The following is a 23,482-nucleotide window of genomic DNA, read 5'->3' on the forward strand; positions in this document are numbered from 1 at the left end:
ACAACAATCAATGTTGTGGTCTTTTTTATTTGGTTGTCGGTGAAAATAATGCACAATAGTATTTATATCTGACAGAGTTATTAAGGCGTGTTTTAAGTGAGTGAACAATATAACCGAGCATTATTAGCCGGCCGTTGGTATCGTATGGAAATGAACGACGTCGGTCACCAACTTGTTGAGTATGCTGAGCTTTGCCTTGATGGTAGTTTTGAATTTTCTTTTGTTGAACAAACGTCTCAGGGCGAAATTGTTAGCCAAATTATTGAGTTAGGCGATTGGGGATTAGTGGGAGATATTCACTTTACTATCACACAAGAAGAAGTTGTTGACGGTGAGCATTATCGAGCCGATTTAAATGATGAAAATAACTATCAGGCTTATAAAGTTTTAGCCTTAGACAGTCAAATTTTCAAATATCAGCACATTGTTAGTAATGAAGTGTTTATCCTGCGCCGAGTTGTTGATAAAATCGGTCATTGTTAAATTCAGTTATTCTTCAAAAATAAGAAAAATTACCCTTTTACCTAATATGTAGTTGAGAAAAAATGAAAAATATAAAGGCAGCAAGTTTAATTACTGCGATAAAAACCCCTTACAACGCACAGGGTGAAATTGACCTTGTTACTTATGACAAGCTGGTTGCAAAGCAAATAGCGGCGGGTGTTGACGGTATTGTTGTCGGTGGTACTACAGGTGAAGGACACTTATTAAGTTGGGAAGAGCATTTAATGTTAATCGCTCATACCGTTCATCAATATAGTGACAAACTTATTATTGTTGGTAATACCGGTAGTAATAATACCCGTGAGGCAATTAAAGCCACACAAAATGGGTTTGCCATGGGTATGGATGCAGCATTGCAAATTAATCCTTATTACGGGCGAACCTCAATGGCGGGTGTTGCCGCGCATTTTAACAAAGTCTTAGATATTGGTCCTGCGTTTATCTATAACGTACCAGGAAGAACGGGCCAAGACCTTACGCCTGATTTGATCGAACCTTTGTCAAAGCATAAAAACTTTATTGGCGTGAAAGAATGTGGCGGCAATGACCGTATTGCTTATTATGAAAAACAAGGTATTGCTTGTTGGTCAGGTAATGATGATGAATGTTATGTTGGTCGCCACCAATTTGGCTCTCACGGTGTTATTTCTGTAACCTCGAATCTAGTGCCGGGCCTAATGAGAACATTAATGGACAGTGAAGATGACGAACTAAATGAACGTTTACAAAGCCTGATGAAATGGTTGTTTTGTGAGCCTAACCCTATTGCCATAAATACCACGTTAATGATGACAGGTGCCGTTCAAGCTAATTTTAGATTGCCTTATTTAGCATTGACACTAGAGCAACGTCAAATCGGTTTTGATCTGTTAGCTAAACTTGATGCGGCTGAAATTGTTGGTGATAAATTAGCTCTGCTTAATGATAGTGATTTTAATTACTGTTCATAAACAACACTTAGCCAAGAGCATTTAATGAGGGCATTAAATGTTCAGGCACTTTAAACGACCTCTGCTCTGCGGTTAGCGGGCAAATAAAATTAAGTGCCACGGCGCACAGCTGTAAGTTAATACTTTCTTCAATGCTGGCGTCGCCAACTTCCCCGTGTAATCTATCGCCAACCACCGGCATATTAATACTTGCAGCATGACTTCTTATTTGGTGTTTTCTCCCCGTATCAATAATAACTTGCACCAACGAGGTGTTATTTTTTTCATTATATGCAAGATGGCTAAAATGGCTGCTGGCGCTTTTACCATCGACATCACAGGTTAATGTATCAGGTTGTGGTCGTAAACGATGATCGCCGTGAATAATAATATGATAAATTTTCTCTAAGTCATGTTTTTCAAACATCGCACTTAATGCGCGCGCTGCTTTTTTACTATGGGCAATTAGAATTAATCCGGTGGCTGCTCTATCTAAACGGTGAACAATAAATGCGGGGCGCTCAGAGGATAAATGTGTTTGAGCCCAACGGGCAATCGTGCAGTGATCACTCCACTTTGAACCTTGAGATAACATACCGTAAGGTTTATACCATACGCTATAATCAACATCGTCATTAATTAATAACGCTTCATTAGGCTGTTGGCTTAATACTTGTTCGTCATAATAAAAGTGTAGGGTATCGGTTACTTGTAATGGCTTTTTGATGCGTCGCAAACGCTGTGTGCTTTTACCACGGGTTAACCATAACGCACCTCGTTGAATAGCCTGTTTTAATTGAGTATTACTTAATGGGCATGCTTGGTTAAGTTCGCCAATAATGCTGCTATTTTCTGTATTAACATCGATATGAAGCTCAAATTTATGCAAGGCTATATTCAAGGTGAGTGATTCGTTGGTAAGTTATATCGCTAGTTTACCAAAAATAATCGCTAACTGAATTGGTATTATGTTTTTCATCAGATAAAATAGCGAATTAATGCCTACAAAGATAAGATGAAAAATAATGAACCGTGATTTAGCCCTATTTCCACAAGACAATGTTGGTGATGCCTTATGGCAAATGATGATTGATGGTGATGATTTAAACCAAGCCCGTGAAATTGAGTTTTCAGTGATATTTCCTAACGAAGAAGCCGCTTTGAAATTTGGTCAGTTACTTTTAGAAAATAATCAAAAACTCTCTTTTTGTCCTTATGAAGGCAATGATGATTTTCCTTGGGAAATTACCGCTTATCCTTTTGTTGGCGCCAGTTATGAAAATATTAGTTCCTACCAAAATTTATTGATTTCAAGCGCTGAGCCGTTAGGTGGTCAATATGACGGGTTTTATTGCGCCGCTGTTTAATTTAGCGCTCTTATATTAATAAAAGTTCAGATCCATTGACTATTACCCAGATGCTGAAGGCTATTTAGCATTAATAAGGCAGCTTTATGCTTGATATAACACAGTTTGACCTATTAAAAAAAAGCAGTGCAAAGTCATTTAACGATCAAAAAGCATTGATTAAAAAAGTGATGGCGGGCCGTGAAATGAAATGTGAAACTTGCGGCAGTATACTGCGTTTAATTGTCCCTGAAGATAAAAGTACTCCGGGTGTTTATTGTGGCAAAGGCTGTACCGATATCTGTTTAGACTTTATTTAAGCGATAAAGTAAATTTAACTCACTGGAGCAGAGCGACAATTTTCTTTTATTAATTTATTATTTTCTATTGGTATTTATACGGTCGCTTCAGTTTCTAAGATTGCTTGCCAATCAGGGAGTATTGAAGCACCAATGCCAGTACAGACTTATTACAAAGCGTATTCAATAGTTTGATATTCACCGGTGGCTAAAACCTTATTGATTCATCGACCATAACCACTTTTAATTTATCGAGTGCATCACAAGGTGCTCGATTGATAAAGGGCATGATTTGTCTTCAGCAATATAAATTGAAGGTTGCTGAGCAATAAGCCAAGCTTTTTCGCAGTAAGTTGATGGTTGTATTGTCAGATAATAGTCTTGTCAGATAGCAAAGACGTTTTTGTAGTTTTCAACTGAATGAGCTGGAGTAACAGGCCTGTCACAAGGATTTTGTGAGTCATCAAGGTTAACTGGATATGATCAATCTCTTCGGTGATTTTATTAATAAATCGGGATTCTCAGAAAAAGAGGGTGAATAGACTTGGCGTTGTCAGCGATTTCTTATGCTTTTACCGGTAAAGAAAAAATAGTTAAAGTAAAAAGTGCTTATCATGGCGCTTATGATTATGCTGAGGTCAGTTAGATCGCAGCACCGATAAACTCAAAAGAGAATATATACATGAGTGCCTTTTCAACAAAAACTGAAAACAGCGGACAAAATGAAGTCTTTATTTGTGATGCAATTAGAACACCCATTGGCCGTTATGGCGGCTCGCTAGCGACTATAAGGGCTGATGACCTAGCCGCCTTACCCTTAAAAGCATTAATGGCACGAAATCCAACTCTAGATTTTAGCCAAGTAGACGATGTTATTTTAGGTTGTGCTAACCAAGCAGGGGAAGACAACCGTAATATTGCTCGTATGGCAACGTTATTAGCCGGCTTACCTTACCAAGTTCCCGCAACAACGCTAAACCGTTTATGCGGCTCAGGGTTGAATGCTGTCGGCATTGCTATGCAAGCGATTAAGTCAGGTGAAGCTGAAATGATTATTGCCGGTGGTGTTGAAAGTATGACTCGCGCGCCTTTTGTGATCGGCAAAGCGGAAAGTAATTTTTCGCGTACTCAAGAAATGTTTGATACGACTATGGGCTGGCGCTTTGTTAACAAAGCACTCGATAGCGCTTATGGTACTGAAAGTATGCCACAAACAGCAGAAAACCTTGCCGAAGAGTTTAACATTAGCCGAGCAGACCAAGACAAGTTTGCTTTTGCTAGCCAGCAAAAAGCGGCGAGTGCCCAACAAGCTGGATTTTTTGCCGAAGAAATAATGCCTGTCAGTGTTATAAAAGGTAAAGAAGAGCCGATTATTTTCTCTCAAGATGAGCATCTTCGCCTAACAAGCTTAGAAAAAATGTTAGCACTCAAACCTTTTGTTCATGCCAAAGGCAGTATTACCGCGGGTAATGCCTCAGGGATTAATGATGGCGCTGCCGCAATATTATTGGCGTCAAGTCAATCGGTACAAAAAAACAACTTAACCCCGATAGCTAAAGTGCTAGGTATGGCTGTCACTGGTGTACCGCCACGTATTATGGGGATTGGCCCAGTACCGGCAACACAAAAACTATTAAAACGTTTAAACTTATCGCTTGAAGATATCGACCTTATTGAAATGAACGAAGCTTTTGCAGTACAAGCTTTAGCTTGTATTCGAGAATTAGGTTTACAAGATGACGATCCGCGTATTAACCCACAAGGTGGCGCTATTGCCTTGGGGCATCCTTTGGGCATGAGTGGTGCGCGTTTAATAACGTCTGCGGCTCGACAGCTACAACGTACCAACAAGCGTTATGCACTGTGTACTATGTGCATAGGTGTCGGCCAAGGCATAGCCTTAATTATTGAGAGAGTTTAAGTCATTTAAAAGCCGAATAGCTGAAAAAGGGCGTAGGGTATACTACCTTTTTTGTCTGTGCTAACAAATAGCGATCACTAGTTTAGCGATATTATCTCGAGCTAAATGATAACTTATTTTCTATTTTTAAGTAGATAGTGATTTTTAGCGAAGGTTTATACCAAAGGTTTATACAAAGAAGATGACAGCAATGACCCGATCCCATTTACTTTTATTTTTACTTACTGCCTGTGGCTTTATGGTGAGTATTTTTTTTAAGCCTTATCCGCTGAGCTGGTTAGTAAAAATTTTGCCGATATTAGTGTTATTGCATTTTTCATGGCAAAACAGTAGAGGTACTAAAGAACGCGCTCATAAGTTATTTATGATCGGTTTGGTTTTCTCTATTTTTGGCGATTTCTTTTTAGATTATGACCGAGTTAATTGGTTTGTACTCGGTTTAGCGGCTTTCTTAGTAGCTCATCTTTTTTACATCTTTAGCTTAAAGCCCTTAGTAGCCAAGCCTATTATCAGTAAACGTTTACCACTTATTGGGCTCTATTGTATCTATGGCGTTGGCGTGTTTTTGGTCATATACGCTGGCTTAGGCGAGTTATTTATCCCTGTATTGGTTTATATGACCATACTGCTATTAATGGGGATCACCACCTTACTTTCACAAAAAGCTAATATTTGGCTAATTATCGGCGGGCTCAGTTTTATTCTTTCTGATTCATTAATCGGGCTTAATCAGTTTTATCATCAAATACCTTATGCCAGTGTTTGGATCATGATTAGCTATTACTTCGCCCAACTGGCATTAGTTAACGGCATGTTTACTCAGGATAATAATTTAGCGTAGTTGTGGTTAACTATCGCCTAACTTATCGACAATAAAGTCGATAAAGCATTTCACTTTAGCTGGCATATTTTTTCTGCTGGGATAAACCAAGTAAACACCAATGTTTATTGGCATAAAGTCTTCAAACAAGGGCACTAATTTCCCTGTTGCCACTTCTTCACGTAAATTAAATAATGGCATACGAATAATACCTTGTCCTGCTAAGCATAACGAAATCATCATTTCTGAGTTATTACATGATACTCGACTGGTTACATGTGTTTGCGTTACTTGGCCATTCTGGGAGCTGTACTGCCAAGTTTCGGGCGTTTTTAAGTTACGGTAACTGATCATGTGATGATCGACCAATTCATCGGGATGTTTAGGTCGACCATATTGTGTTAAATACTCAGGAGAAGCGAGTGTTAAGCTAGTTGAGTTCATAAAACGTCGGCTAATTAAGCTTGAGTCTTCAAGTTGCATAGCGGCTCTTATCACAATATCAAAGCCATCAGCAATCAAATCAACTTTATGATCGTTTAAGTCGATATCTAATGTTACTTTCGGATACTTAGCCATAAATTCAGCGAGGATCGGCCGAATACGAGAAACACCTATACCAATAGGACAACTTAACTTTAATCGACCTTGCGGTATTTGCTGACGTCCAGAAAGGCTATTTTCAACGTGTAAAGCATCTTCAATGATCTGTTGGCATTGCTGATAATAGACTTCGCCTTCTGATGTTAAACTTAAAGTTCGGGTCGTGCGGTGTAGCAAGCGGACGCCTAAACGGGTTTCTAGCTTACTAACCTCCTTGCTGATATAAGACGTAGAGTGCTGCATTTTTTCAGCGGCATTGACAAAACTTTTGCTTTGCACAACTTGGACAAAAACAGCTATACCATCAAGTAAGTTACTTTGACTTTGTGAAGAAGAAAATAGTGTATTAGCTTTCATATGGAAATAATGTATCTGTAAGTAAGTTATTAATCTTATATAGGAAACAAATTACACTATCTTCACTGAAATACCTATTCTTACCTTTTCTTACCTTTGGAGTTTATATGAAAATTATCGCTTTTGCTGCCAGTAGTAGTCGTCAATCTATTAATAAACAGTTAGTGAGCTATGCCGCTAGTCTCGTTGAGAATGCACAAGTTGAAGTACTCGATATTAATGATTATGAAATGCCTTTATATAGTGCTGATAGAGAAGCTGAACTCGGTAAACCGCAGTTAGCACAAGACTTTCTTGATAAAATAGCCACTGCAGATGCTTTGGTCATAGGTTTTGCCGAGCATAATGGTTCTTATACGGCCGCCTATAAAAACTTATTTGACTGGAGCTCTCGCACGCTACAAAAAGTCTATCAGCATAAACCTATGGTTTTATTAGCGACGTCACCAGGACCTGGTGGAGCTGCAACTGTTCTTGCCGCCGCTGTAGGATCGGCACCCTTTTTTGATGGCGAGGTAAAAGCCCATTTATCTATACCTAGTTTTTATGACAATTTTGATGCCGACAAAGGACAGTTAAAAAAGGGTGAGTTAGCTGAAAAGCTCGCTTCAGCTATGGCTATGCTCAGCCAATAATTTTGCTAATATCTGGTATTGTTCTTGATCAGGTATGCCAAAACGCAAAGCATTTTTTTCGTCGCACAAGCGCACGTAAAGTCCTTGGCAACAGAATTCTTGATAAAGTTCTGTAGCTTGGGGATGAAAGAGAGTTTTAAATAAACCACACCCAGTGATGGTTATGCTTAGGTCATCGCTTTTATTTTGGTTAGGTAAAAAAGTTTTCGCTAATAACGCTTCTAACTTTATTGATAAAGCGATTAACTGCTGTTGTTGTGCTACTTGCCAGACTTTATTCTTTAAGGCTTGCTCAGTAATAAATTGAGCCGGGCCATTAACTTCCCAAGGTGAAGATAACTGCTGTAGTTTATTTATCCAAGAAGGGTGTGCACTTACAAAGCCGATTCTGATCCCCGCTAAGCCAAAAAATTTACCAATTGAACGTAACACAAAAAGATGTTTATTAGCCGTTAAGTGGATCAGCGATTGACTCGGTGTTATGACATCCATAAAAGCTTCATCAACAATTAACCAACCTGACAATGATTCAAGCGTCGTTAACAGTGTGGTTAATGTTTGCTGTTGCTGTAATTCACCGGTTGGATTATTAGGGTTAATCACCACAACAATCGCGTAGCGAGATAGCGCTTCGCAAGTGGGTAACTGCTGATAATTTTTTATGGTAAAACCAGCATCATGCCATGCTCGTTCATGCTCTTTATAGCCCACTTCCGGTAACCATACCTCTATCCCGTTTGCTGGCTGATTGATATGATTAAGATAGAGTGCAGGTAAACGAGCAATAACCGCTTGGCTACCGCTCGTTACGCTAATATTCTGTGTACCATAATAATTTTTAGCCGCAGATAGCATTGCTTGGTTTGGCTGTGGTAACTGTTGCCAGATATTTGTAGGAATAGTGGGGATCGGGTAATTAATTGGGCTAATACCTGTTGACAAGTCTAGCCATTTCTCGAAAGGAATTTGATAGTGTTGGGCAACTTCATTGAGCTGACCACCGTGTACTAACAGGGGCGAACTTTCATTAGCTTTATTGTCCATCACAAATTTACACTATAAAAGTAATGCAGGAATTGATAGCAAAAATAAGTGAAAATCAAAATAATAACCGCTTTATTGACCAGGTTTATACTACGAAAAATATCATTTTTAACAACGCTATTACCGCAACCTAATGGTATCGACGTTACTGCCTTGCCATGATAAGTCGCTGTTCCACCCAGCGTGAAGTTTAGAACGCTGGCGCCCGTCGCCATTACCCAACCGCCATTTAGGCTTTTATAATGCTGGCCTTGTCGATAACCATTATTTAGCGCACTGATCATTTTTGAGTAAGACAAATTTGTTTGGCAAGCATAAAGTAATGCGGTAATTTTTGCACTTGGCCAACCGAGTAAGTCGTCCATGCGGGCAGCACACCAACCAAAATTGATAAAACGTTGATTTTTATAGCCCCACATTGCATCTAATGTATTGGCGAGTCGATGTAAAATCACCAGTGGAATACCACCAATAATAAACCAAAAGAAACTAGCAACAGCGGCGTCATGACCATTTTCTAGGACAGACTCAACGGTTGCACGGGAAATTTCTTGTTCGGATAGGTCTGCTGTATTTCGGCTAACTAAATAACCACAAAAATATCGTGCGGTGGCTAAGTCATTTTTATTAAGGGGATTAAATATTTGTAAAGCATGTAATTGTAGACTTTTTAAACCGATAGCGAAATAAAGGACTAAGGCATCTAAGCACCAAAAAAATAGCTGGTTTTGGTGAAAGTAATAATAAAGAATAGGTAAAGGTAAACATAAGATAAGCCACGATAAAATCCCCAATAATCGAGGCAACAATATGGAGGTTGTTTTCGGTGTCGCATGCTGAAAGTTAAAGGTATGCTCTATTGCGGTACTTAACCAACCAAAGCCTACTAAAGGATGAAATCGTTTTACTTCGCCGAGCCAACGATCTAGTAGGTATGCCATCACCATGATCACAGAACTTGTCATCGCGGCATTATCACTGCTGAAGGTTTAGTGATGTCGTGTGTAGCTATAAGGGTAAATATTTTAGTTTTACACTGATAGGCAAGCTGAAAAATGCAGCCATTATCAAAGGCTTTTTGTTGACTGTTAATTGCTTGTTTATCAGAAAAATTTTCAACAAACAAAGATAAAAAACAGCGTAATATATCGCCGTGACTAACCACAAGAATACTCTTAATCGCTATGTTGTTGGGCTTAGTGGTCGTTTTATCTTGTGGCGTTTTTTGATCATCATCACTAGTATTAGCAATCTCAATTAATGCTTGTTGAAAGCGAAGTGCGCAGTCAATACCCGATTCTCCACTCGGCGGTGCGGAGGCGTTTACTTGATGAAAAATAGCGTGGAAGTTTTTTTCTAATTTAACTTCGTCAATAACTTTTCCTTGCCAGAGGCCAAAATCTCGCTCGATTAAGGCCGGCGCAAAGTTAAGTGGACAATCTACTGTCACCTGACAAATTTCAGCGGTACTTTTTGCTCTTGGTAATGTTGAGCTTACAATAAGGTCTATCTTGTGATCAACTAGTTGCCTAGCAATTCCATCAGCTTGTCGATAGCCTCTATCGGTTAAAGGGCTATCTAACTGTCCTTGAAACTTCCCTATTTTATTCCACTGTGTTTCGCCGTGGCGCGTAAGATAAAAATTAATAACCGTCATTTATGCTAATACTTACTCATGCATTGATAATATTACAAAATATTTTAGCATAGCTTGATGACGGAATTAGAGAACTTATTGATTAAAAGAAGCTAACTCTAAGGTCACTTGGTCAATGCCACTCTTTTGGATCCGTTGGCTTATTTCAGCTTCTTTACTACTGAGTAAAGAGATACCTTCGATGATCATATCGTAAGCTTTCCATTGACTTGTTTGTCTGTCTTGGCGCATTTGAAAAGTAATGTTAATTTCAGGCGCATTGGCATTACGAATAACTGAATTAACACCAACAATTCTAGCGCCATTTGTTGATTTATGAGATTCAAATGCAACGTCTTGTTGTTTATATTGTTTTAACGCTATTGCGTAAGTTCTTACTAAGTAACTGCGCATAGAAACAACAAATTTTTCACGCTGTTCTGGGGTCATCGTTCTCAAATTTCTACCTAAAACCTTGAATGCGGCGTATTTGTAATCTATTGATGGCATTAACTCTTCTTCAACAATATCACGCATCAGTTCAGGGAATTTTTTCAGTGACTCTTGATCTTTAGCAATACGAGAAAACAAACGTTCTCCTGTTTCAGCAATTACTGTGTATGGAGAGTTTTCAATACTGTAGGCATTGCTGGAAAAGCTTGCCAATGAAGTCATGAATAAGAGAGTAAATATTGCCATTAAGTGTTTCATGTTTTTGTCCGTATTTGAGAGAGCGTATTAAGTGCTGAGTTCATTGTTAATTCATTAGGGGTATTTTACATACCGACCATGCGGTATGTAAATACTTTATTGATATTTTTTATTACTATTTGCTATATCGGCTGTGAAAAGCCAAGGAGATAAGTGAAAAGAGTGGCGTTAATGACTTCTAAGATTTCTAATATAGTTGCACAGTTCTTTGATGACTTTTTCAAAGAGGTCTTTGTTTTTAGAACTTTTACTTAAACTAGAAGAACCATGAAAAGTTGAGACAATAAAATAGGCAACTTGGCTAAAATCAATGTCGTCACGAAGCTGGTTAGCGACACGTTGTAAGTTAATGGCGATAAGTTGATTGAGTTGTTGCTGCATGTTTAAAATACGTAAGCGAAAGCCTTCATCTACGCCAGACATCTCTTGGCAAAGGTTGTTTAAAGGACAACCACAAACAATCTCGTCACAAGATGAGTTGGTATACATAGCGGTAAAAAAGTCGCACAAACCTTCAATAGGATCATCTACCTCTACTGCTGGCTGCCATAACTCTAAAAACATGGGTGTATAAATTTCTTCAAAAACAGCGTAGCCCAGCTCCATTTTATTTTTAAAATGATGATACAAGGCACCTTTTGAAACTTCACAGCGCACTAAAATACAAGATAAGCTTGTTGCGATGAAACCCTTTTTATGAATTTCATCTGCACTTATTTCTAGTATTTTTTGACGAGTTAGCTCTGCGTCTCTCATATTCACGACTTAATTAACTATTAATGATAATTCATTCTAACCGACCGGTGGGTAGGTTGTAAACCCAGCTTTTTTATTGATGAAATATTTGAAGTTGAATAAGAATGTTTTGTGTCATTAAATCATTATTATTTTCACCATAACTATGACAACAAATTTCTTTAGTCTTATGCAAGTTGGTCGTGAAATATTTATTACACTATTAAGGTCCTTTGCTATGCTTGTAGATAATACTCTAGATCTTATCTATGACATTTTTCGTCATTTGAACTATTGAAATAATCACTCTAAGGAAACCAATGAAACATAATCTCATTACCTCAAGTATTAGTGCTTTGTTTCTTATCACTACTGCTACAGCAACATCGAACGCTGCAGCCAATGATAAAGAAGTTGTCGCCAATGATTTTGTTGAAATATTTGAAAAATTGGGTGGGAAACATCCTGGCTATAGAAAAGCACATGCTAAAGGTTTGTGTGCATCAGGTACTTTTGTACCAACACCCAATCAACATTTTACTGGAGCTGCTTTGTTATCGAACGGCGAACTACCGGTATCTATTCGATTTTCCGTTGGCGGTTCAAATCCCAATAGTGATGAAAAAGCGGCTGGCACACGCGGCATGGGCATGCAAATAAAGTTACCTGATGGCTCTTTTCACACTTTTACTGGTAATAACTTTCCGGTGTTTGCCGGTAAAAATCCAGAAGTTTTTCATGGTTTTTTATCGACCTTACTTCCTGATGAAAATGGTAAAACTGATCCCGCTAAAACCATGGCATATATTCAACAACATCCGAGTGTTCAAGCTAATGCTATGTGGAATAAAACAGCTAAAACAGCCGCTTCATTTGCCAACACTGAGTTCTTTGGTTTGCACACTTTTTACTTTGACCAACCTAATCAACAGAAAACTAAATTTCGCTGGACCATTGAGCCTAATTTAGGGGTTAAAACATTAGAAAAAGCTGAGGCTGCTAAAATGCCTACTGAGTTTTTAGCAGATACCTTTGCGCAACAGCTTAAAAATGAAACGGTTAGTTTTAACATTATGGCAAGTTTAGGTGAAGCACAAGACAGTGATATTGACCCATCACAACAATGGCCAAGTGAGCGTCCTCAAGTAATGCTAGGCACAGTGACCGTTAATACCAGTGGCAGCGATGCATGTAAAAATACTAATTTTGATCCTAATATGATGTCTGCAGGCTTTACGCCAAGTGATGATCCGGTATTAAGAATGCGCTCACCAGCTTATGCTATATCTTTTGGCAAAAGGTTGAGTGGTCAATAAGTGACTCGCTAGTAGGTATAAATCAGCATTGCTTTTATGACACAGGGGGTCAGTAAAACTGACCCCCTGTGTCATTGATTTGACAATACATGGTTAGCTAAGGGCAGTTGTTTCTTGTTTTATGGTGAATGTTAACAAGTTTAATAATTAATCGCTTCTGGTAAAGTCTTTATGCAGAACAGCTTTATTTACTGTTTACTTCAAACATTATTTTTAGCCATCTTAAGTCTTTAGGCTCAAGACCCGCTTTTTTGTGCAGAGATGGCGTTTGATAAACTTCCTTGTAAACATGACAAATAGCGACCTCAGTTAGTTCTCGCCATCTTTCTCCATCAAGTTCAGGAATACTGCCATCAGCTAAATTGGCGTCAGTTATCGGGTCATGCTGCAATTCTGTGGTACGTAGTGTCAACTCTAATTCTTGTAATATAGGATTAATAACCTGCAGTGTACTTGCATCGGCAAATTCTTTTGCAATATGTGCATCAGCTTCTTCTATAGATTTATTCATCTGATGTTGGGAAAGTTTCTCTCCCGTAGGACGCAAGCCGTACTTGTTAATTATACCGCCAACACTGGGTAACAACGCTTTTGCCGCAATACCTACGCCCAATAATGGATTTACCACAGCGGCCAAACCACCCACTAATAGCATGCTATATGTGAGTTTTTTATCTAGCGCGTCAATTTGATCAGCCAAAGACTCAATACTGTTTGGATTACTTGCGCTTTTATTTCTTACCATTTCTTCTGCTGATTGGCGCATATAATCTTTAAGCATTTCTTCTGAATGTTGATTGGGAAAGTGAAAAACACGCCTTTTAGGCAGGTTGTTAATTTCTGGAACAGCATTCGGGAGACACCGCATGGTGTGTAAGGCAAATTTATATTCTGATAGTTGGAAAGGTATAACAAAATAGTGTTTTTCGTCATACTGGATATCGTTATATTTGTCTGACTTCTCTGCGGAAATAAAGACGGGTAAGCCATTCACTTTTTCTTTAACAATGGAATAATTAGCCGCTAACTCTTCTGTAGCTTTGTCTGCAACTGAGCGAACGACATTGAGTCCTTTTTTAAAAAAATTTTGCATAAGTTTTGCAATTCCCTTGGTATGTTGTCAGTAACACGATAATGTTTTTTACTATAAGAGTACTAATACCCCATATTTTAGCTTCAGCATAATAATTATGGTCGTTTTGCGCGACAGTAACATTTTTTATATTGGCAAGGTTTCAAAGGCTAGGGAAATTAAAAATATAAGTGTACGCCTTCCTATTGGCTGTTACTGCTTAGAATACGTTAATTATCTCCAGTTATCAATTTGGCCTAGGTCTGCTTGAACCGCTAGAAAATAAGGACTTTCTTTAACTTTTTATCCTGAAAAATTAACAGTAATTGCGCTTTATTGGGCAGATAAAAATCAAAAAGCAGTGCTAATTAGCACTGCTTTTGTTGTTAATGATAAACATCAAACATCAAACATCAAACATCAAACATCTCAAATTTTAAGGTGATGTCGAGGCAATATTTACCCGTTTATTGTGTGCCAGTATTAATAAGATAAGTGAGATAACACCGACCACAGCCCCGATTAATTTGCCATATTCACTGGGTAAGTTTAAGCCTATTCCTGCCGTCATAATATAAGAGACACTAACACTAGTACCAACAATGGCAGGTAAACTGACAATCCAATGGAAAGTGCCTCGGTCAAACAAAAATTTAGTGGCTAGCCATAATACACTGGTAGAAAGTAGCATGTTTGAAAAAGCAAAATAACGCCATATTATTGAAAAATCTAATTTTGTCATAAAATAAGCAATAATCAAAATAGGCACGGCTAACAAGAGTCGGTTGCGTAAACTTTGTGGGATATTAAATGCATCCACTAAGGTTAGACGCAAGGACCGAAAAGCGGTATCTCCAGAAGTGATAGGGAATATCGCAACGGCTATAATAGCCATAATGCCACCGAGTGCGCCAAGGTAGCTGTTTGCTATATGGTTAACCACTAAGCCAGGACCGCCTTGGTCAAGCAATGCTTTAAGCTCTGAGTAACCTTCAGGAAATGCTGCTATGCCAGCTAAGGCCCAAACACAACCTACAATGCCTTCGCACATCATCGCGCCATAATAGACTGGGCGTACATATTTTTCATTGGTTAAACAACGCGCGATAATCGGTGCTTGTGTCGAATGGAAACCACTAATTGCGCCACAGGTAATTGTTATAAATAATAATGGCCAGACAGGGAGACCGTCAGCATTAGGCTCTAAAAAGTCATGACTGTAATGGTCTGAGTTAAAATACCCCAAAAAATCACCAGCGACAGGTAAGTGTGGCGCATTCATAAGTAATGATACCGCGATAAGCGAGGTCATCACTATCATGAGTAAACCAAAAAGGGGGTAGAGCTTGGTTATTATCTTATCTATGGGTAATAGTGTTGCCATTAAATAGTAGCCTAAAATAACTAAAACCCAAAAGGTATTACCGGCTAAAAATGTGCCTTCAAAATAACTTAAATTACTTAATAATCCGGCAGGACTCATGATAAAAACAACACCAACAAAAAACAGTAGCATGGTGGTGAATATCAACATTATCCCTTTAAAGTAAACGTTGTAATAGTGGCCTGCAATTTCAGGCAAACTTTTACCATCTTCTTTAATACTCATGACCCCAGAAAAGTAATCATGTACTGCGCCACCTAAAATATTACCAAGTACAATCCAAATAAGTGCAACCGGTCCATAGAGTGCACCAAGGATAGGACCAAAAATAGGACCTACCCCAGCAATATTTAAAAACTGAATAAGAAAGGCTTTAACCGGGTGGATGGCAACGTAATCAACCCCTTCTTCAAAACGTGCTTGAGGTGTTTTGATCATTTCATCAATGCCCGCTTGTTTTTCAATGAAAGGGCTATAAAACTTATAACCCAATATTAATAGAGTGATACAGATAAAAAAGATAATCATGATTGTTTATTACTCCGTTCTAGTGAATAGATCCATTCAGGGGGAGCACAGATTTGTGCAAGCGAATATTTGCTAAGTATTACCTATATATACTGAGTATCAAAGGAGAATTTATGTTTATTCCCCACTTTATTTAGCGCTGGGCAATACTTTATGATCTCTGTTTGGTTATTTTTTTTGGCTTTACATCAAATTTACAAAGTCATACTCAGTATGAAAAATTATTTTGGCGATATATTGATTTTATATTAGGTGAGCAGCGTCGATAAAATGCATACATTCAATGCAACAGTGATTGACTTTAACGGATATCAACTTTCCAACTAAAGCCGATAAGACACAGAATTAATAACGTAAAGCGACCTTACTATAGCTTATAAATTAGACATTACAGTCGTCTACGCTAGCAGGCGACTGTATTATTTTAGGTGGTAACTTGATTATTGATCAAAGCTAAATAAAGTTACTCGCTGGCTGATGAGTTATTTAGTAAGGACTCGATACTTCAGTTTTTAACGCTTCTAATAAATCATGAATTTCAGCTTTTAATTCTTTGTCGACAATTTTATTACAGCTGATTTTTGCTTTTTCTAAGTTTTCAATCGCCTGTTCTTTTTCACCGAGTTCAACTTGTAGTGATGCAACGGAGAAGCCAATTGATGAACGAAAATCTTTTGAATTAATCTCTTCTGCTTTAAGTAATGCTTTTTCGTAAATTGAAATAGCTAAGGGTAAATCGTCGGTAAAGTCAGCCAGTGTTTCCCACTGTACAGGATGGTCTTTATCGGTATTTTCATTATCATCACAGAGTTGTTTTAATTCACTGTAGCAATTGTCAAAGTTGATTTGATTTCTTTCCTGAGCAGCAAGCATTAACTCTCCAGCCAAAGCAAATACGCGCTTGTAGATTTTTGTATTCATGGTTTTTAGTACTCTTAAGTTGTTTGAGGTCTAGGTGCTAGCGGTTGACTTACAAGGTTTATTCTTGATTTGTGGTTTTTGATGCTATCAAGCCTTATTGTGTCATTATTGAAACCTAAATGGGCTGTTTGATATTTTAACACCAGTTTTAACTTTAGACTAGTTTAGACCTGAATATTGAAGAGTTATGACTCAGTAATAAACCTAATCACTTTTTAATGGAAGTCAGTCGATAACAACGTTTTGCTTGAACTCACTCAATGGCAATCTTGTGGCGGGTAATCAATTCTTGCTAAAGAACTAAACGCGAATTAATTCATCATTAATTCGCGTTACTATTATTTTATCGATTAAGCGTTAATTATGCGCTTAATCCCAATCATCATAGTAATCTTGAGTGAACCTTCTCAGTTGTCGTTCTTCTTGCAGCTGTTCAATTTTTTTCTTGGCTAAATAGTTACGTTTGTTACTGTGTCTTGATTTTTTTACATCGCTAGGTGAGGTATGTAACTCAAATTCAGCAATGTTATTGTCACTATCGTTATCATTATCATCATCATTGTTATTATCATCTCCTTCGTTTGAAGATAGATCATAGTTAAAACTTATTTCATCAGAAGCTGATAACTCATAATTAGAATTGATATTCATTGTTATATCACCAAAGGATACTCAAGTAAAAACAGCATAATCTACGCTTTTTGCTAACAAGAAAAGTAAAATATTTTTACGTTAACGATAAATCATTTTTACTGAAAATATTTTGAATTTACTGTACTAGTTCGCTATAAATTGCATCTGTTTTTCACGTTACTGGGGGCTCATAATAGCGGGGGCTTCTGGTTCATCTTTTCTCAGTAAATTTTTAATATCAATAATTCGTTCTTCATTCTCATTTTCTTTATGAAAGGCAATAAATAATTCACGTTCAAAAATAGGCAGGGCATTGATTTTAAATAACTTACCTTGCTCGATAAAAGGTTTCGCTAGCATGTCTGGTAGATAGGCACTCCCGCCACATTGCAGCATTAAATCAAGTGCAATACGCGCTGTACTCGTTCTAATTGCAGGAATTGATATGTCAGAAAATTCTTTAGCATGCCAGTGAGTAAAGCTAGTTCCCCAATCAATCATAATATAACGTTGTAAGTCTGCGGGGCTTGTTACTTTGTTATTAAAAGTCGTCACGGGAATTAAATTAAACATATGTAAAGATTCAATTTTTAGTTCTTCTACTTTTGGGGGATCAAATAGAATCGCAACATCTAAAGTACGCTCAAGTAATTGTCTGGTTAATTGCTCTCGCGATAATATTTCAGCGATTAAACTGATTTGTGGTTCATTGCTATATATCTTTGAAATGGCATCATGTATATAAACATCCCAAGTATTAGGTGTGCCGGCAATATAAATGTGCGCAACTTTTTCAGTGCTTATGGCAATATCTTGTTTTGCCATTCGAAGGGTATTGATCATAAGCTCCGCGTAGGGGACAAGCTTTTCTCCTGCGGGTGTTAATTGAATATTGTTTCTGGTGCGCTGAAACAAGGTCACATTAAAGTATTTCTCTAACTGACGAACTCTAGTACTAACCGCCGCTTGGGTCAGATATAGGTTTTCTGCCGCTTTACCAAAGTGACGACAATCCTTAACTTCTAAGAAGGTTTTAATTAACTCAATATCCATACTGCAATCTCTTATCGATACGATAATTATTATTTGTTTTACAGCCTTGCTTGTTAGCCGCATAATCCGCTAAAACCTATACCCTGTCAATAGAGGCGCAAATGACTTTAATACATGGATTTATTGCTGCAACACAATTTTACGATGATGTACATTTTCCACGTGGTTTCAGAAAATCTGGAGATTTCAATATCGCCGAAGCAGAATTATTAACACAGGTAGGCAAACGTTTACTGATGTTAGAAAAAGCTATTTGTTCGCCAGAAAATGAAGTTGAAATACAGTTTGTAAACATGTGTGAATCACAACTTGAAGGTCAAACTAAAGTTGAACTGTTGTGGAAAAAATACATAAAAATAACCAGGCATAAGTCGTTTCACTGTTTAAATGGCAGCATATTTACTCAAGCAGCAGCCAGTTAGTCGATAAAATAATTAATATGCAGTAGATTTAAGGATAAACTTACCGATAAGTTTATCCTCTTCTTAACAAATTCTCAGTTGAGACTTTTAAAATTATCCTATTTGTCCTCAGGTAATAACGTCGGCTTAGTTTTGCGCTGAAATGTTAGCCAATTTACCCAACCAAAAGCCATACACAGTACCCATATAAAATAATCAATCAGCAGTAGTTCGTTTCTTTCTATACCGACTTTGCGGATCAGTGTTGACCATTTTAAAAAACCATAGCCTTCTTTAAATTTAAATATTTTATCATCCTGCTTCGCCCATAAATAATTATACTCAAAGCAAAAGTCATGCAAAATAACCGGGATGAGTAATAACCCTGTTGGCGAGAAGAAAAGCCAGACTATTGCCGGGTACGAACTACCATCAAAAATAAAGCCTTTCGGAATTATAACGATTCTTTTGTTAGGTAAGGTATAATGCCAATCTTCGATAAGTTGCCATTGCCGCTTCTTAAAAAGTAATCGCCACAATTTGGAATAAAATGAAAACTTTTGCGTTTTTATAGCAAAAGGCTGTAACTTTGGCATTTTCATTAGTTGTCTAGTTTAATGATTAGAGAATAATGCGATTCTATAGTTAAATAACCCATAAAATAAAACGCAAAATTTTACTTAGTTTGATTCAAAAAATTTGTTGAAATCTTTATTAGGAAATTAAATGTCCCTAGAACTACTCCCTACTTATATTGAAAAAATCGAAGAACTATTAGCCAACGATCTTCAATTAAATGAATTAGCTGCTGAAATTGAAGATACGCTCATGCCAGAGCACGTAGCAATTCTTTTAGAAGCTTTTCCTATCAAACCTCGATTAAGTCTTTGGGCGTTGTTGAGCGCAGATTATCAACAAAATATTTTTCTAGAGATGAAAAATGAATCTCGGCAGATGTTATTAAATGCAATGGATGACGATGCCTGTTTTCCTTTATTTGATAAATTAGATGCCAACAGTTTAATAGAACTTACTGAAGATTTAAGCGATCGCTTCATTGAATATGCTGTCACAAAAATGACAGCTAAACAAAGAGAGTATTTAAAAAAGGCTCAAGATTATTCTGAAGATGAAGTAGGGCGCTGGCAAAGCTTTGACGAAAAAAGAATTTCGCAAAAATTGAAAGTAGCAGCAGCAAAGAAAGTGTGTGCAAAAAATTTATTACCATTAACTGAAGTTATTTATGTTGTTGATAATAATGCCCAATTACTTGGTGAGATCCCCATCAATAAACTATTGCTTTTAGATGGGGATACTCCCTTAGCCAGTGTAGAGTATCAAGATGTTCAAGTTTTAGAAGCCAGTAAAGATATAGATGAATCAATTGACGAAGTGATCCTTTCTGGAAAATCAGCATTACCTATCGTTGATGAAAATGGCCATTTAACCGGCCGTTTAGATTTGCACTCTGCTTATAGATACAAAGACCAGCATAAAGATAATCAATTAATGCAATCGGCTGGTTTGAGTGATGAAGAAGATTTATTTGCCAGTGTTTGGTTAAGTAGTAAAAACCGAGCGATTTGGCTGGGTATTAACCTAGTGACTGCATTTTTAGCTTCTTGGTTTATTGGTTTATTTGAAGCGACCTTACAACAAGTTGTTGCACTTGCCGTGCTTATGCCGGTGGTTGCATCGATGGGCGGTATTTCCGGTAGTCAAACGTTAACCTTGATTATACGTGGTTTAGCGTTAGGGCAAATTAGTGATGCTAATAGGCAGGCTATCGTTAAAAAAGAGCTTAAAGTTGGCGCAATTAATGGCATGTTATGGGCGACGGTCATCGGCATCATCACTTTTTACTGGTTTGAAAATCCAATGCTATCAGTCACCATTTGTATCGCTATTTTAGGTAATATTTTAGTTGCTTCGTTATCAGGGGTATGGATACCTTGGATATTAAATAAATTTAACATCGACCCAGCATTATCTGGAGCTGTTATTTTAACAACCGTAACAGATATATTTGGTTTTATAGCCTTTCTTGGCTGCGGTACCTTATTACTGCTTTAGAAAAATCAGCTTAATTAACGTTTTTATTGTTATTTTAGCGATAAAAATAGTGGCTATTCTCAGCGCTGAAAAGAATAATGTTGCTGCTTCTTGCAGACCAATTTAATTTTTTAAGCCGCTGGGAATTATTTTATTGTTAACAAATAATCAATTTAAATAATCTGTTTTAAATATAACCTCTTGTTTTTAATGGGTTTGTTGTTTTTTTATTCTCTCCCCGTCACGCTTTAATCTTCCAGTACTCACACTCATTATATCAAGGGTTAGCTATTTTCCTTGTTTAACAAAAAAAATTGATTAGTTAAACGAAAATATTTTGCTTTTCAATTCTCAAATAGTGGAACATTATCCATCCAGAATCTAATTATGATTTTTTTGAAGGCAAAAAATGAATATTGATACATACGAAAGTACTGGCATAGGTAGCAATTTGAATTTCAATCCTGGTATCTCCGGATTCGAAGTAACGAGTGGCTCTGCAAATAAAAAAGAAATTAGCAATATCGCCAAACAGAAATATCTGGTTAAAGAAAGATTAGATATTTTAAATGAAAAAAGGTTCCTTGACCGTCAACTTAATTCATTAAGTGACTATTGGGATATGTAAGTAATTTTAATGTAAAGAGAATATTTATGAAAAAAACAATTTTAGCTATCGCTTTATTAGCCCTAACTTCAGGCATAGCGCACAGTGAAGAAGCAGAACCTGCTTTAATGGATGCACCTAGTGACTACGTATCAAGTCTTTTAAGTCAATGTAAAGAATACGCTATTGAAGATGAAATAGCAGAAACTGATATGAAAACTTATTTATTAAATTGTATCAATGATGAATTAAAAGAAGGCGATTACAAAGCAATAAAGGTTTTACCTAAAGACGAGTAATCGTTTTGTATTACCAGCTTGTCTAAGTCACTCAAATTATTTAGACCACTTAATATAAGTGGTTTTTATAATTTGAGTTCACTTACTTCACTTCATCTATTCGTAAATAAACACAGGTATTGATTATTCTCAACAAACTTCCCCCTCATTTTTTGTTCTAAAACTCTACCAGTATTGCCATTTTAAAAATCATATACAAAATAATCTGCCATTATTCATTTAAGCCATTTTTCCTGGGAAAATCACAGTTTAGTCCAATGTTGTAGAGCCCATAAATTTGTCTAAACAAGTAAAATTTGCTCAGTGATTTATCCTAATAAATTTTAATCGTTATTTTTTCAACTATTGACGTAAAATATTCTATAATAACGACTTTATAATTATATAAATCGCCGTCTAATCATTTTATTTGATTAAACGTATCGAAATATAGCGCTTTATTATTTAATGAGCTAGCTATACACTCGATATTACTTATTACCTCACTTTTTAACCTTAAATAAAGGTGAGCACTACAGGACTTATTATGAAAGTTGCTATCTTATCTAGAAACAAAAATCTTTACTCTACGCGCCGTTTAAAAGAAGCCGGCGAAGCTATGGGACATGAAGTTGATATTATCGATACATTACACTGTTATATGGATATCACGAGTACTCGTTCAGCTGTGCGTTACAAGGGTAAAGAATTGCCAAAGTATGATGCAATTATTCCTCGTATTGGCGCCTCTGTAACTTTTTACGGCACGGCTGTGGCAAGACAATTTGAAATGATGGGTACCTTCAATATTAATGAGTCCGTCGCTATCAGCCGCTCACGCGATAAATTACGGTCATTACAGTTGCTATCGCGTAAAGGTTTGGGTTTACCGCGAACGGGTTTTGCAAACAAGCCTGATAATGCCAAAGATTTAATTAAAAATGTTGGCGGCGCGCCGGTGGTTATTAAATTGCTCGAAGGCACGCAGGGCATAGGTGTAGTCTTAGCCGATACCGCTAAATCGGCTGAAGCCATCATCGAAGCATTCATGGGCTTAAAAGCGAACATCTTAGTACAAGAATTTGTTAAAGAAGCCGGTGGTGCTGATATTCGCTGTTTAGTGATTGGCGGTAAAGTGGTTGCGGCGATGAAACGTCAAGGCGCTGAAGGTGAGTTTCGTTCTAATTTACATCGCGGCGGCTCTGCTACTGTAGTTAAATTATCGAAAGAAGAGCGTGACACAGCAGTTAAAGCGGCAAAGGCGATGGGCTTGAACATGTGTGGCGTCGATTTACTGCGTTCACAAAATGGTCCTATGGTCATGGAAGTTAATTCATCTCCTGGCCTTGAAGGTATTGAAAAAGCGACGGGCAAAAATGTTGCTGGGATGGTGTTTGAGTTTTTAGAAAAAAATGCAAAACCTCATGACACCAAAACACGTGGCAAAGGATAATTAAAGAGAGTTTTATGGACATATTACGTATAGGTGAGTTCGAAATTTTACCTGGAGAGCAGCGCAAAATAGAGTTGCCGGTTGCTAAGTTATATACCGATGCCGACGTTTCTTTGCCTGTTCATATTATTCGCGCTAAAAAACCGGGGCCCACTATTTTTTTGAGTGCGGCGGTACATGGCGACGAATTAAATGGTATTGAAATTATTCGACGCTTGATCCACGAAAAGAAACTTAAAATAAC

27 protein-coding genes are annotated in these 23,482 nt (G+C 37.3%); 14 read left to right on the plus strand and 13 right to left on the minus strand.

Going from position 1 to position 23,482, the window contains the following annotated elements; all coding sequences use genetic code 11:
* Nucleotides 1-96: 96 nt before the first annotated feature.
* Together H4J57_RS17995 and dapA are read left to right on the plus strand one after the other, a co-directional pair.
* Nucleotides 97-483 carry a hypothetical protein gene (locus H4J57_RS17995; protein WP_070374454.1) on the plus strand — a complete coding sequence of 129 codons (387 nt, stop codon included), beginning with the start codon at nucleotides 97-99 and terminating at the stop codon, nucleotides 481-483.
* 62 nt (nucleotides 484-545) lie between these two features.
* The gene (gene dapA, locus H4J57_RS18000; protein ID WP_182217862.1) at nucleotides 546-1,454 is read left to right on the plus strand and encodes a 4-hydroxy-tetrahydrodipicolinate synthase; all 909 of its coding nucleotides are present in this window, start codon (nucleotides 546-548) and stop codon (nucleotides 1,452-1,454) included.
* Between the two features lie 7 nt (nucleotides 1,455-1,461).
* Here the strand turns inward: dapA and H4J57_RS18005 are convergent, their stop codons facing one another.
* Entirely contained in the window at nucleotides 1,462-2,334 is an 873-nt protein-coding gene (locus H4J57_RS18005) for an RluA family pseudouridine synthase (RefSeq protein WP_182243806.1), read from the minus strand.
* A gap of 124 nt (nucleotides 2,335-2,458) precedes the next feature.
* Between H4J57_RS18005 and H4J57_RS18010 the strand changes: the two genes are divergently transcribed.
* The 4 genes from H4J57_RS18010 to H4J57_RS18025 all read left to right on the plus strand — a co-directional run bounded on the left by H4J57_RS18010 (nucleotide 2,459) and on the right by H4J57_RS18025 (nucleotide 5,840).
* On the plus strand, nucleotides 2,459-2,800 hold the full coding sequence (locus H4J57_RS18010) for a ribonuclease E inhibitor RraB (RefSeq protein ID WP_070374451.1): 342 nt from the start codon (nucleotides 2,459-2,461) through the stop codon (nucleotides 2,798-2,800).
* Nucleotides 2,801-2,886: 86 nt separating this feature from the next.
* Nucleotides 2,887-3,099, plus strand: coding sequence for a hypothetical protein (locus tag H4J57_RS18015; RefSeq protein ID WP_070374450.1), 213 nt, complete (start codon nucleotides 2,887-2,889; stop codon nucleotides 3,097-3,099).
* Nucleotides 3,100-3,760: 661 nt separating this feature from the next.
* Complete coding sequence (gene pcaF, locus H4J57_RS18020) at nucleotides 3,761-4,999, plus strand: 3-oxoadipyl-CoA thiolase (protein WP_182243807.1); 1,239 nt, start codon at nucleotides 3,761-3,763, stop codon at nucleotides 4,997-4,999.
* A gap of 190 nt (nucleotides 5,000-5,189) precedes the next feature.
* A complete protein-coding gene (locus H4J57_RS18025; protein ID WP_182222821.1) occupies nucleotides 5,190-5,840 on the plus strand; it encodes a lysoplasmalogenase in 651 nt (216 codons plus the stop codon).
* A gap of 6 nt (nucleotides 5,841-5,846) precedes the next feature.
* Here the strand turns inward: H4J57_RS18025 and H4J57_RS18030 are convergent, their stop codons facing one another.
* Complete coding sequence (locus H4J57_RS18030; RefSeq protein WP_182217868.1) at nucleotides 5,847-6,779, minus strand: LysR family transcriptional regulator; 933 nt, start codon at nucleotides 6,777-6,779, stop codon at nucleotides 5,847-5,849.
* 107 nt (nucleotides 6,780-6,886) lie between these two features.
* Here H4J57_RS18030 and H4J57_RS18035 point away from each other — a divergent pair, with 107 nt between their 5' ends.
* Complete coding sequence (locus tag H4J57_RS18035) at nucleotides 6,887-7,414, plus strand: NADPH-dependent FMN reductase (RefSeq protein ID WP_182217870.1); 528 nt, start codon at nucleotides 6,887-6,889, stop codon at nucleotides 7,412-7,414.
* Here H4J57_RS18035 and H4J57_RS18040 read toward each other — a convergent pair.
* The 5 genes from H4J57_RS18040 to H4J57_RS18060 form a co-directional block, all read right to left on the minus strand.
* A complete protein-coding gene (locus tag H4J57_RS18040) occupies nucleotides 7,388-8,458 on the minus strand; it encodes a threonine-phosphate decarboxylase (RefSeq protein WP_182243808.1) in 1,071 nt (356 codons plus the stop codon). The genes H4J57_RS18035 and H4J57_RS18040 overlap by 27 nt on opposite strands.
* Complete coding sequence (locus H4J57_RS18045; protein ID WP_220466050.1) at nucleotides 8,458-9,423, minus strand: CobD/CbiB family cobalamin biosynthesis protein; 966 nt, start codon at nucleotides 9,421-9,423, stop codon at nucleotides 8,458-8,460. Before H4J57_RS18045 ends, H4J57_RS18040 begins: the two co-directional genes overlap by 1 nt.
* Entirely contained in the window at nucleotides 9,420-10,115 is a 696-nt protein-coding gene (locus H4J57_RS18050) for a histidine phosphatase family protein (protein WP_182243809.1), read from the minus strand. The genes H4J57_RS18045 and H4J57_RS18050 overlap by 4 nt, the downstream gene beginning before the upstream one ends.
* A gap of 75 nt (nucleotides 10,116-10,190) precedes the next feature.
* A complete protein-coding gene (locus H4J57_RS18055) occupies nucleotides 10,191-10,805 on the minus strand; it encodes a phospholipid-binding protein MlaC (protein ID WP_182217877.1) in 615 nt (204 codons plus the stop codon).
* Between the two features lie 168 nt (nucleotides 10,806-10,973).
* Nucleotides 10,974-11,561, minus strand: coding sequence for a TetR/AcrR family transcriptional regulator (locus tag H4J57_RS18060; protein WP_070374442.1), 588 nt, complete (start codon nucleotides 11,559-11,561; stop codon nucleotides 10,974-10,976).
* Between the two features lie 299 nt (nucleotides 11,562-11,860).
* On the opposite strand from H4J57_RS18060, the gene H4J57_RS18065 reads away from it, so the two are divergent.
* The gene (locus H4J57_RS18065; RefSeq protein ID WP_182217878.1) at nucleotides 11,861-12,856 is read left to right on the plus strand and encodes a catalase family peroxidase; all 996 of its coding nucleotides are present in this window, start codon (nucleotides 11,861-11,863) and stop codon (nucleotides 12,854-12,856) included.
* Nucleotides 12,857-13,040: 184 nt separating this feature from the next.
* On the opposite strand, the gene H4J57_RS18070 is transcribed toward H4J57_RS18065, so the two are convergent.
* The 5 genes from H4J57_RS18070 to H4J57_RS18090 all read right to left on the minus strand — a co-directional run bounded on the left by H4J57_RS18070 (nucleotide 13,041) and on the right by H4J57_RS18090 (nucleotide 18,447).
* Nucleotides 13,041-13,949, minus strand: a complete 909-nt coding sequence (locus tag H4J57_RS18070) for a hypothetical protein (protein WP_182243810.1) — start codon at nucleotides 13,947-13,949, stop codon at nucleotides 13,041-13,043.
* Between the two features lie 415 nt (nucleotides 13,950-14,364).
* Nucleotides 14,365-15,840 (minus strand): carbon starvation protein A, encoded by a 1,476-nt coding sequence (locus H4J57_RS18075; RefSeq protein WP_182243811.1) that lies wholly within the window; start codon nucleotides 15,838-15,840, stop codon nucleotides 14,365-14,367.
* Nucleotides 15,841-16,326: 486 nt separating this feature from the next.
* Complete coding sequence (locus tag H4J57_RS18080) at nucleotides 16,327-16,761, minus strand: tetratricopeptide repeat protein (RefSeq protein WP_182217882.1); 435 nt, start codon at nucleotides 16,759-16,761, stop codon at nucleotides 16,327-16,329.
* Nucleotides 16,762-17,130: 369 nt separating this feature from the next.
* Nucleotides 17,131-17,412: a hypothetical protein gene (locus H4J57_RS18085; RefSeq protein WP_182217884.1), complete on the minus strand. Its 282-nt coding sequence runs from the start codon at nucleotides 17,410-17,412 to the stop codon at nucleotides 17,131-17,133.
* 159 nt (nucleotides 17,413-17,571) lie between these two features.
* Nucleotides 17,572-18,447, minus strand: coding sequence for a LysR family transcriptional regulator (locus tag H4J57_RS18090; protein WP_182217886.1), 876 nt, complete (start codon nucleotides 18,445-18,447; stop codon nucleotides 17,572-17,574).
* Nucleotides 18,448-18,548: 101 nt separating this feature from the next.
* Between H4J57_RS18090 and maoP the strand changes: the two genes are divergently transcribed.
* Nucleotides 18,549-18,869, plus strand: coding sequence for a DUF413 domain-containing protein (maoP, locus tag H4J57_RS18095; protein WP_182222827.1), 321 nt, complete (start codon nucleotides 18,549-18,551; stop codon nucleotides 18,867-18,869).
* Between the two features lie 98 nt (nucleotides 18,870-18,967).
* Here maoP and H4J57_RS18100 read toward each other — a convergent pair whose 3' ends face one another.
* The gene (locus tag H4J57_RS18100) at nucleotides 18,968-19,450 is read right to left on the minus strand and encodes a DUF1353 domain-containing protein (protein ID WP_070374435.1); all 483 of its coding nucleotides are present in this window, start codon (nucleotides 19,448-19,450) and stop codon (nucleotides 18,968-18,970) included.
* 124 nt (nucleotides 19,451-19,574) lie between these two features.
* On the opposite strand from H4J57_RS18100, the gene H4J57_RS18105 reads away from it, so the two are divergent.
* The 5 genes from H4J57_RS18105 to H4J57_RS18125 all read left to right on the plus strand — a co-directional run.
* Complete coding sequence (locus H4J57_RS18105; protein WP_182217891.1) at nucleotides 19,575-20,921, plus strand: magnesium transporter; 1,347 nt, start codon at nucleotides 19,575-19,577, stop codon at nucleotides 20,919-20,921.
* Between the two features lie 388 nt (nucleotides 20,922-21,309).
* A complete protein-coding gene (locus H4J57_RS18110; protein WP_182217893.1) occupies nucleotides 21,310-21,528 on the plus strand; it encodes a hypothetical protein in 219 nt (72 codons plus the stop codon).
* Between the two features lie 26 nt (nucleotides 21,529-21,554).
* On the plus strand, nucleotides 21,555-21,806 hold the full coding sequence (locus H4J57_RS18115; RefSeq protein WP_182243812.1) for a hypothetical protein: 252 nt from the start codon (nucleotides 21,555-21,557) through the stop codon (nucleotides 21,804-21,806).
* A 526-nt stretch (nucleotides 21,807-22,332) separates the two neighbouring features.
* Nucleotides 22,333-23,238, plus strand: coding sequence for a 30S ribosomal protein S6--L-glutamate ligase (gene rimK / locus H4J57_RS18120; RefSeq protein ID WP_070374431.1), 906 nt, complete (start codon nucleotides 22,333-22,335; stop codon nucleotides 23,236-23,238).
* 14 nt (nucleotides 23,239-23,252) lie between these two features.
* Nucleotides 23,253-23,482, plus strand: a 230-nt coding sequence (locus H4J57_RS18125; RefSeq protein ID WP_182217897.1) for a succinylglutamate desuccinylase/aspartoacylase family protein, incomplete at its 3' end; no start/stop codon positions are given.

The sequence above is a fragment of the Colwellia sp. BRX8-7 genome, from assembly GCF_014077275.1.
Classification (GTDB): domain Bacteria; phylum Pseudomonadota; class Gammaproteobacteria; order Enterobacterales; family Alteromonadaceae; genus Colwellia_A.

What these genes read in the sequence shown, in the direction of transcription:
- dapA (WP_182217862.1), top strand. Translation starts at nt 546, where the DNA reads ATGAAAAATATAAAGGCAGCAAGTTTAATTACTGCGATAAAAACCCCT.
- H4J57_RS18010 (WP_070374451.1), top strand. Translation starts at nt 2,459, where the DNA reads ATGAACCGTGATTTAGCCCTATTTCCACAAGACAATGTTGGTGATGCC.
- H4J57_RS18015 (WP_070374450.1), top strand. Translation starts at nt 2,887, where the DNA reads ATGCTTGATATAACACAGTTTGACCTATTAAAAAAAAGCAGTGCAAAG.
- pcaF (WP_182243807.1), top strand. Translation starts at nt 3,761, where the DNA reads ATGAGTGCCTTTTCAACAAAAACTGAAAACAGCGGACAAAATGAAGTC.
- H4J57_RS18025 (WP_182222821.1), top strand. Translation starts at nt 5,190, where the DNA reads ATGACCCGATCCCATTTACTTTTATTTTTACTTACTGCCTGTGGCTTT.
- H4J57_RS18030 (WP_182217868.1), bottom strand. Translation starts at nt 6,779, where the DNA reads ATGAAAGCTAATACACTATTTTCTTCTTCACAAAGTCAAAGTAACTTA.
- H4J57_RS18035 (WP_182217870.1), top strand. Translation starts at nt 6,887, where the DNA reads ATGAAAATTATCGCTTTTGCTGCCAGTAGTAGTCGTCAATCTATTAAT.
- H4J57_RS18040 (WP_182243808.1), bottom strand. Translation starts at nt 8,458, where the DNA reads ATGGACAATAAAGCTAATGAAAGTTCGCCCCTGTTAGTACACGGTGGT.
- H4J57_RS18045 (WP_220466050.1), bottom strand. Translation starts at nt 9,423, where the DNA reads ATGACAAGTTCTGTGATCATGGTGATGGCATACCTACTAGATCGTTGG.
- H4J57_RS18050 (WP_182243809.1), bottom strand. Translation starts at nt 10,115, where the DNA reads ATGACGGTTATTAATTTTTATCTTACGCGCCACGGCGAAACACAGTGG.
- H4J57_RS18055 (WP_182217877.1), bottom strand. Translation starts at nt 10,805, where the DNA reads ATGAAACACTTAATGGCAATATTTACTCTCTTATTCATGACTTCATTG.
- H4J57_RS18060 (WP_070374442.1), bottom strand. Translation starts at nt 11,561, where the DNA reads ATGAGAGACGCAGAGCTAACTCGTCAAAAAATACTAGAAATAAGTGCA.
- H4J57_RS18065 (WP_182217878.1), top strand. Translation starts at nt 11,861, where the DNA reads ATGAAACATAATCTCATTACCTCAAGTATTAGTGCTTTGTTTCTTATC.
- H4J57_RS18070 (WP_182243810.1), bottom strand. Translation starts at nt 13,949, where the DNA reads ATGCAAAATTTTTTTAAAAAAGGACTCAATGTCGTTCGCTCAGTTGCA.
- H4J57_RS18075 (WP_182243811.1), bottom strand. Translation starts at nt 15,840, where the DNA reads ATGATTATCTTTTTTATCTGTATCACTCTATTAATATTGGGTTATAAG.
- H4J57_RS18080 (WP_182217882.1), bottom strand. Translation starts at nt 16,761, where the DNA reads ATGAATACAAAAATCTACAAGCGCGTATTTGCTTTGGCTGGAGAGTTA.
- H4J57_RS18085 (WP_182217884.1), bottom strand. Translation starts at nt 17,412, where the DNA reads ATGAATATCAATTCTAATTATGAGTTATCAGCTTCTGATGAAATAAGT.
- H4J57_RS18090 (WP_182217886.1), bottom strand. Translation starts at nt 18,447, where the DNA reads ATGGATATTGAGTTAATTAAAACCTTCTTAGAAGTTAAGGATTGTCGT.
- maoP (WP_182222827.1), top strand. Translation starts at nt 18,549, where the DNA reads ATGACTTTAATACATGGATTTATTGCTGCAACACAATTTTACGATGAT.
- H4J57_RS18100 (WP_070374435.1), bottom strand. Translation starts at nt 19,450, where the DNA reads ATGAAAATGCCAAAGTTACAGCCTTTTGCTATAAAAACGCAAAAGTTT.
- H4J57_RS18105 (WP_182217891.1), top strand. Translation starts at nt 19,575, where the DNA reads ATGTCCCTAGAACTACTCCCTACTTATATTGAAAAAATCGAAGAACTA.
- H4J57_RS18110 (WP_182217893.1), top strand. Translation starts at nt 21,310, where the DNA reads ATGAATATTGATACATACGAAAGTACTGGCATAGGTAGCAATTTGAAT.
- H4J57_RS18115 (WP_182243812.1), top strand. Translation starts at nt 21,555, where the DNA reads ATGAAAAAAACAATTTTAGCTATCGCTTTATTAGCCCTAACTTCAGGC.
- rimK (WP_070374431.1), top strand. Translation starts at nt 22,333, where the DNA reads ATGAAAGTTGCTATCTTATCTAGAAACAAAAATCTTTACTCTACGCGC.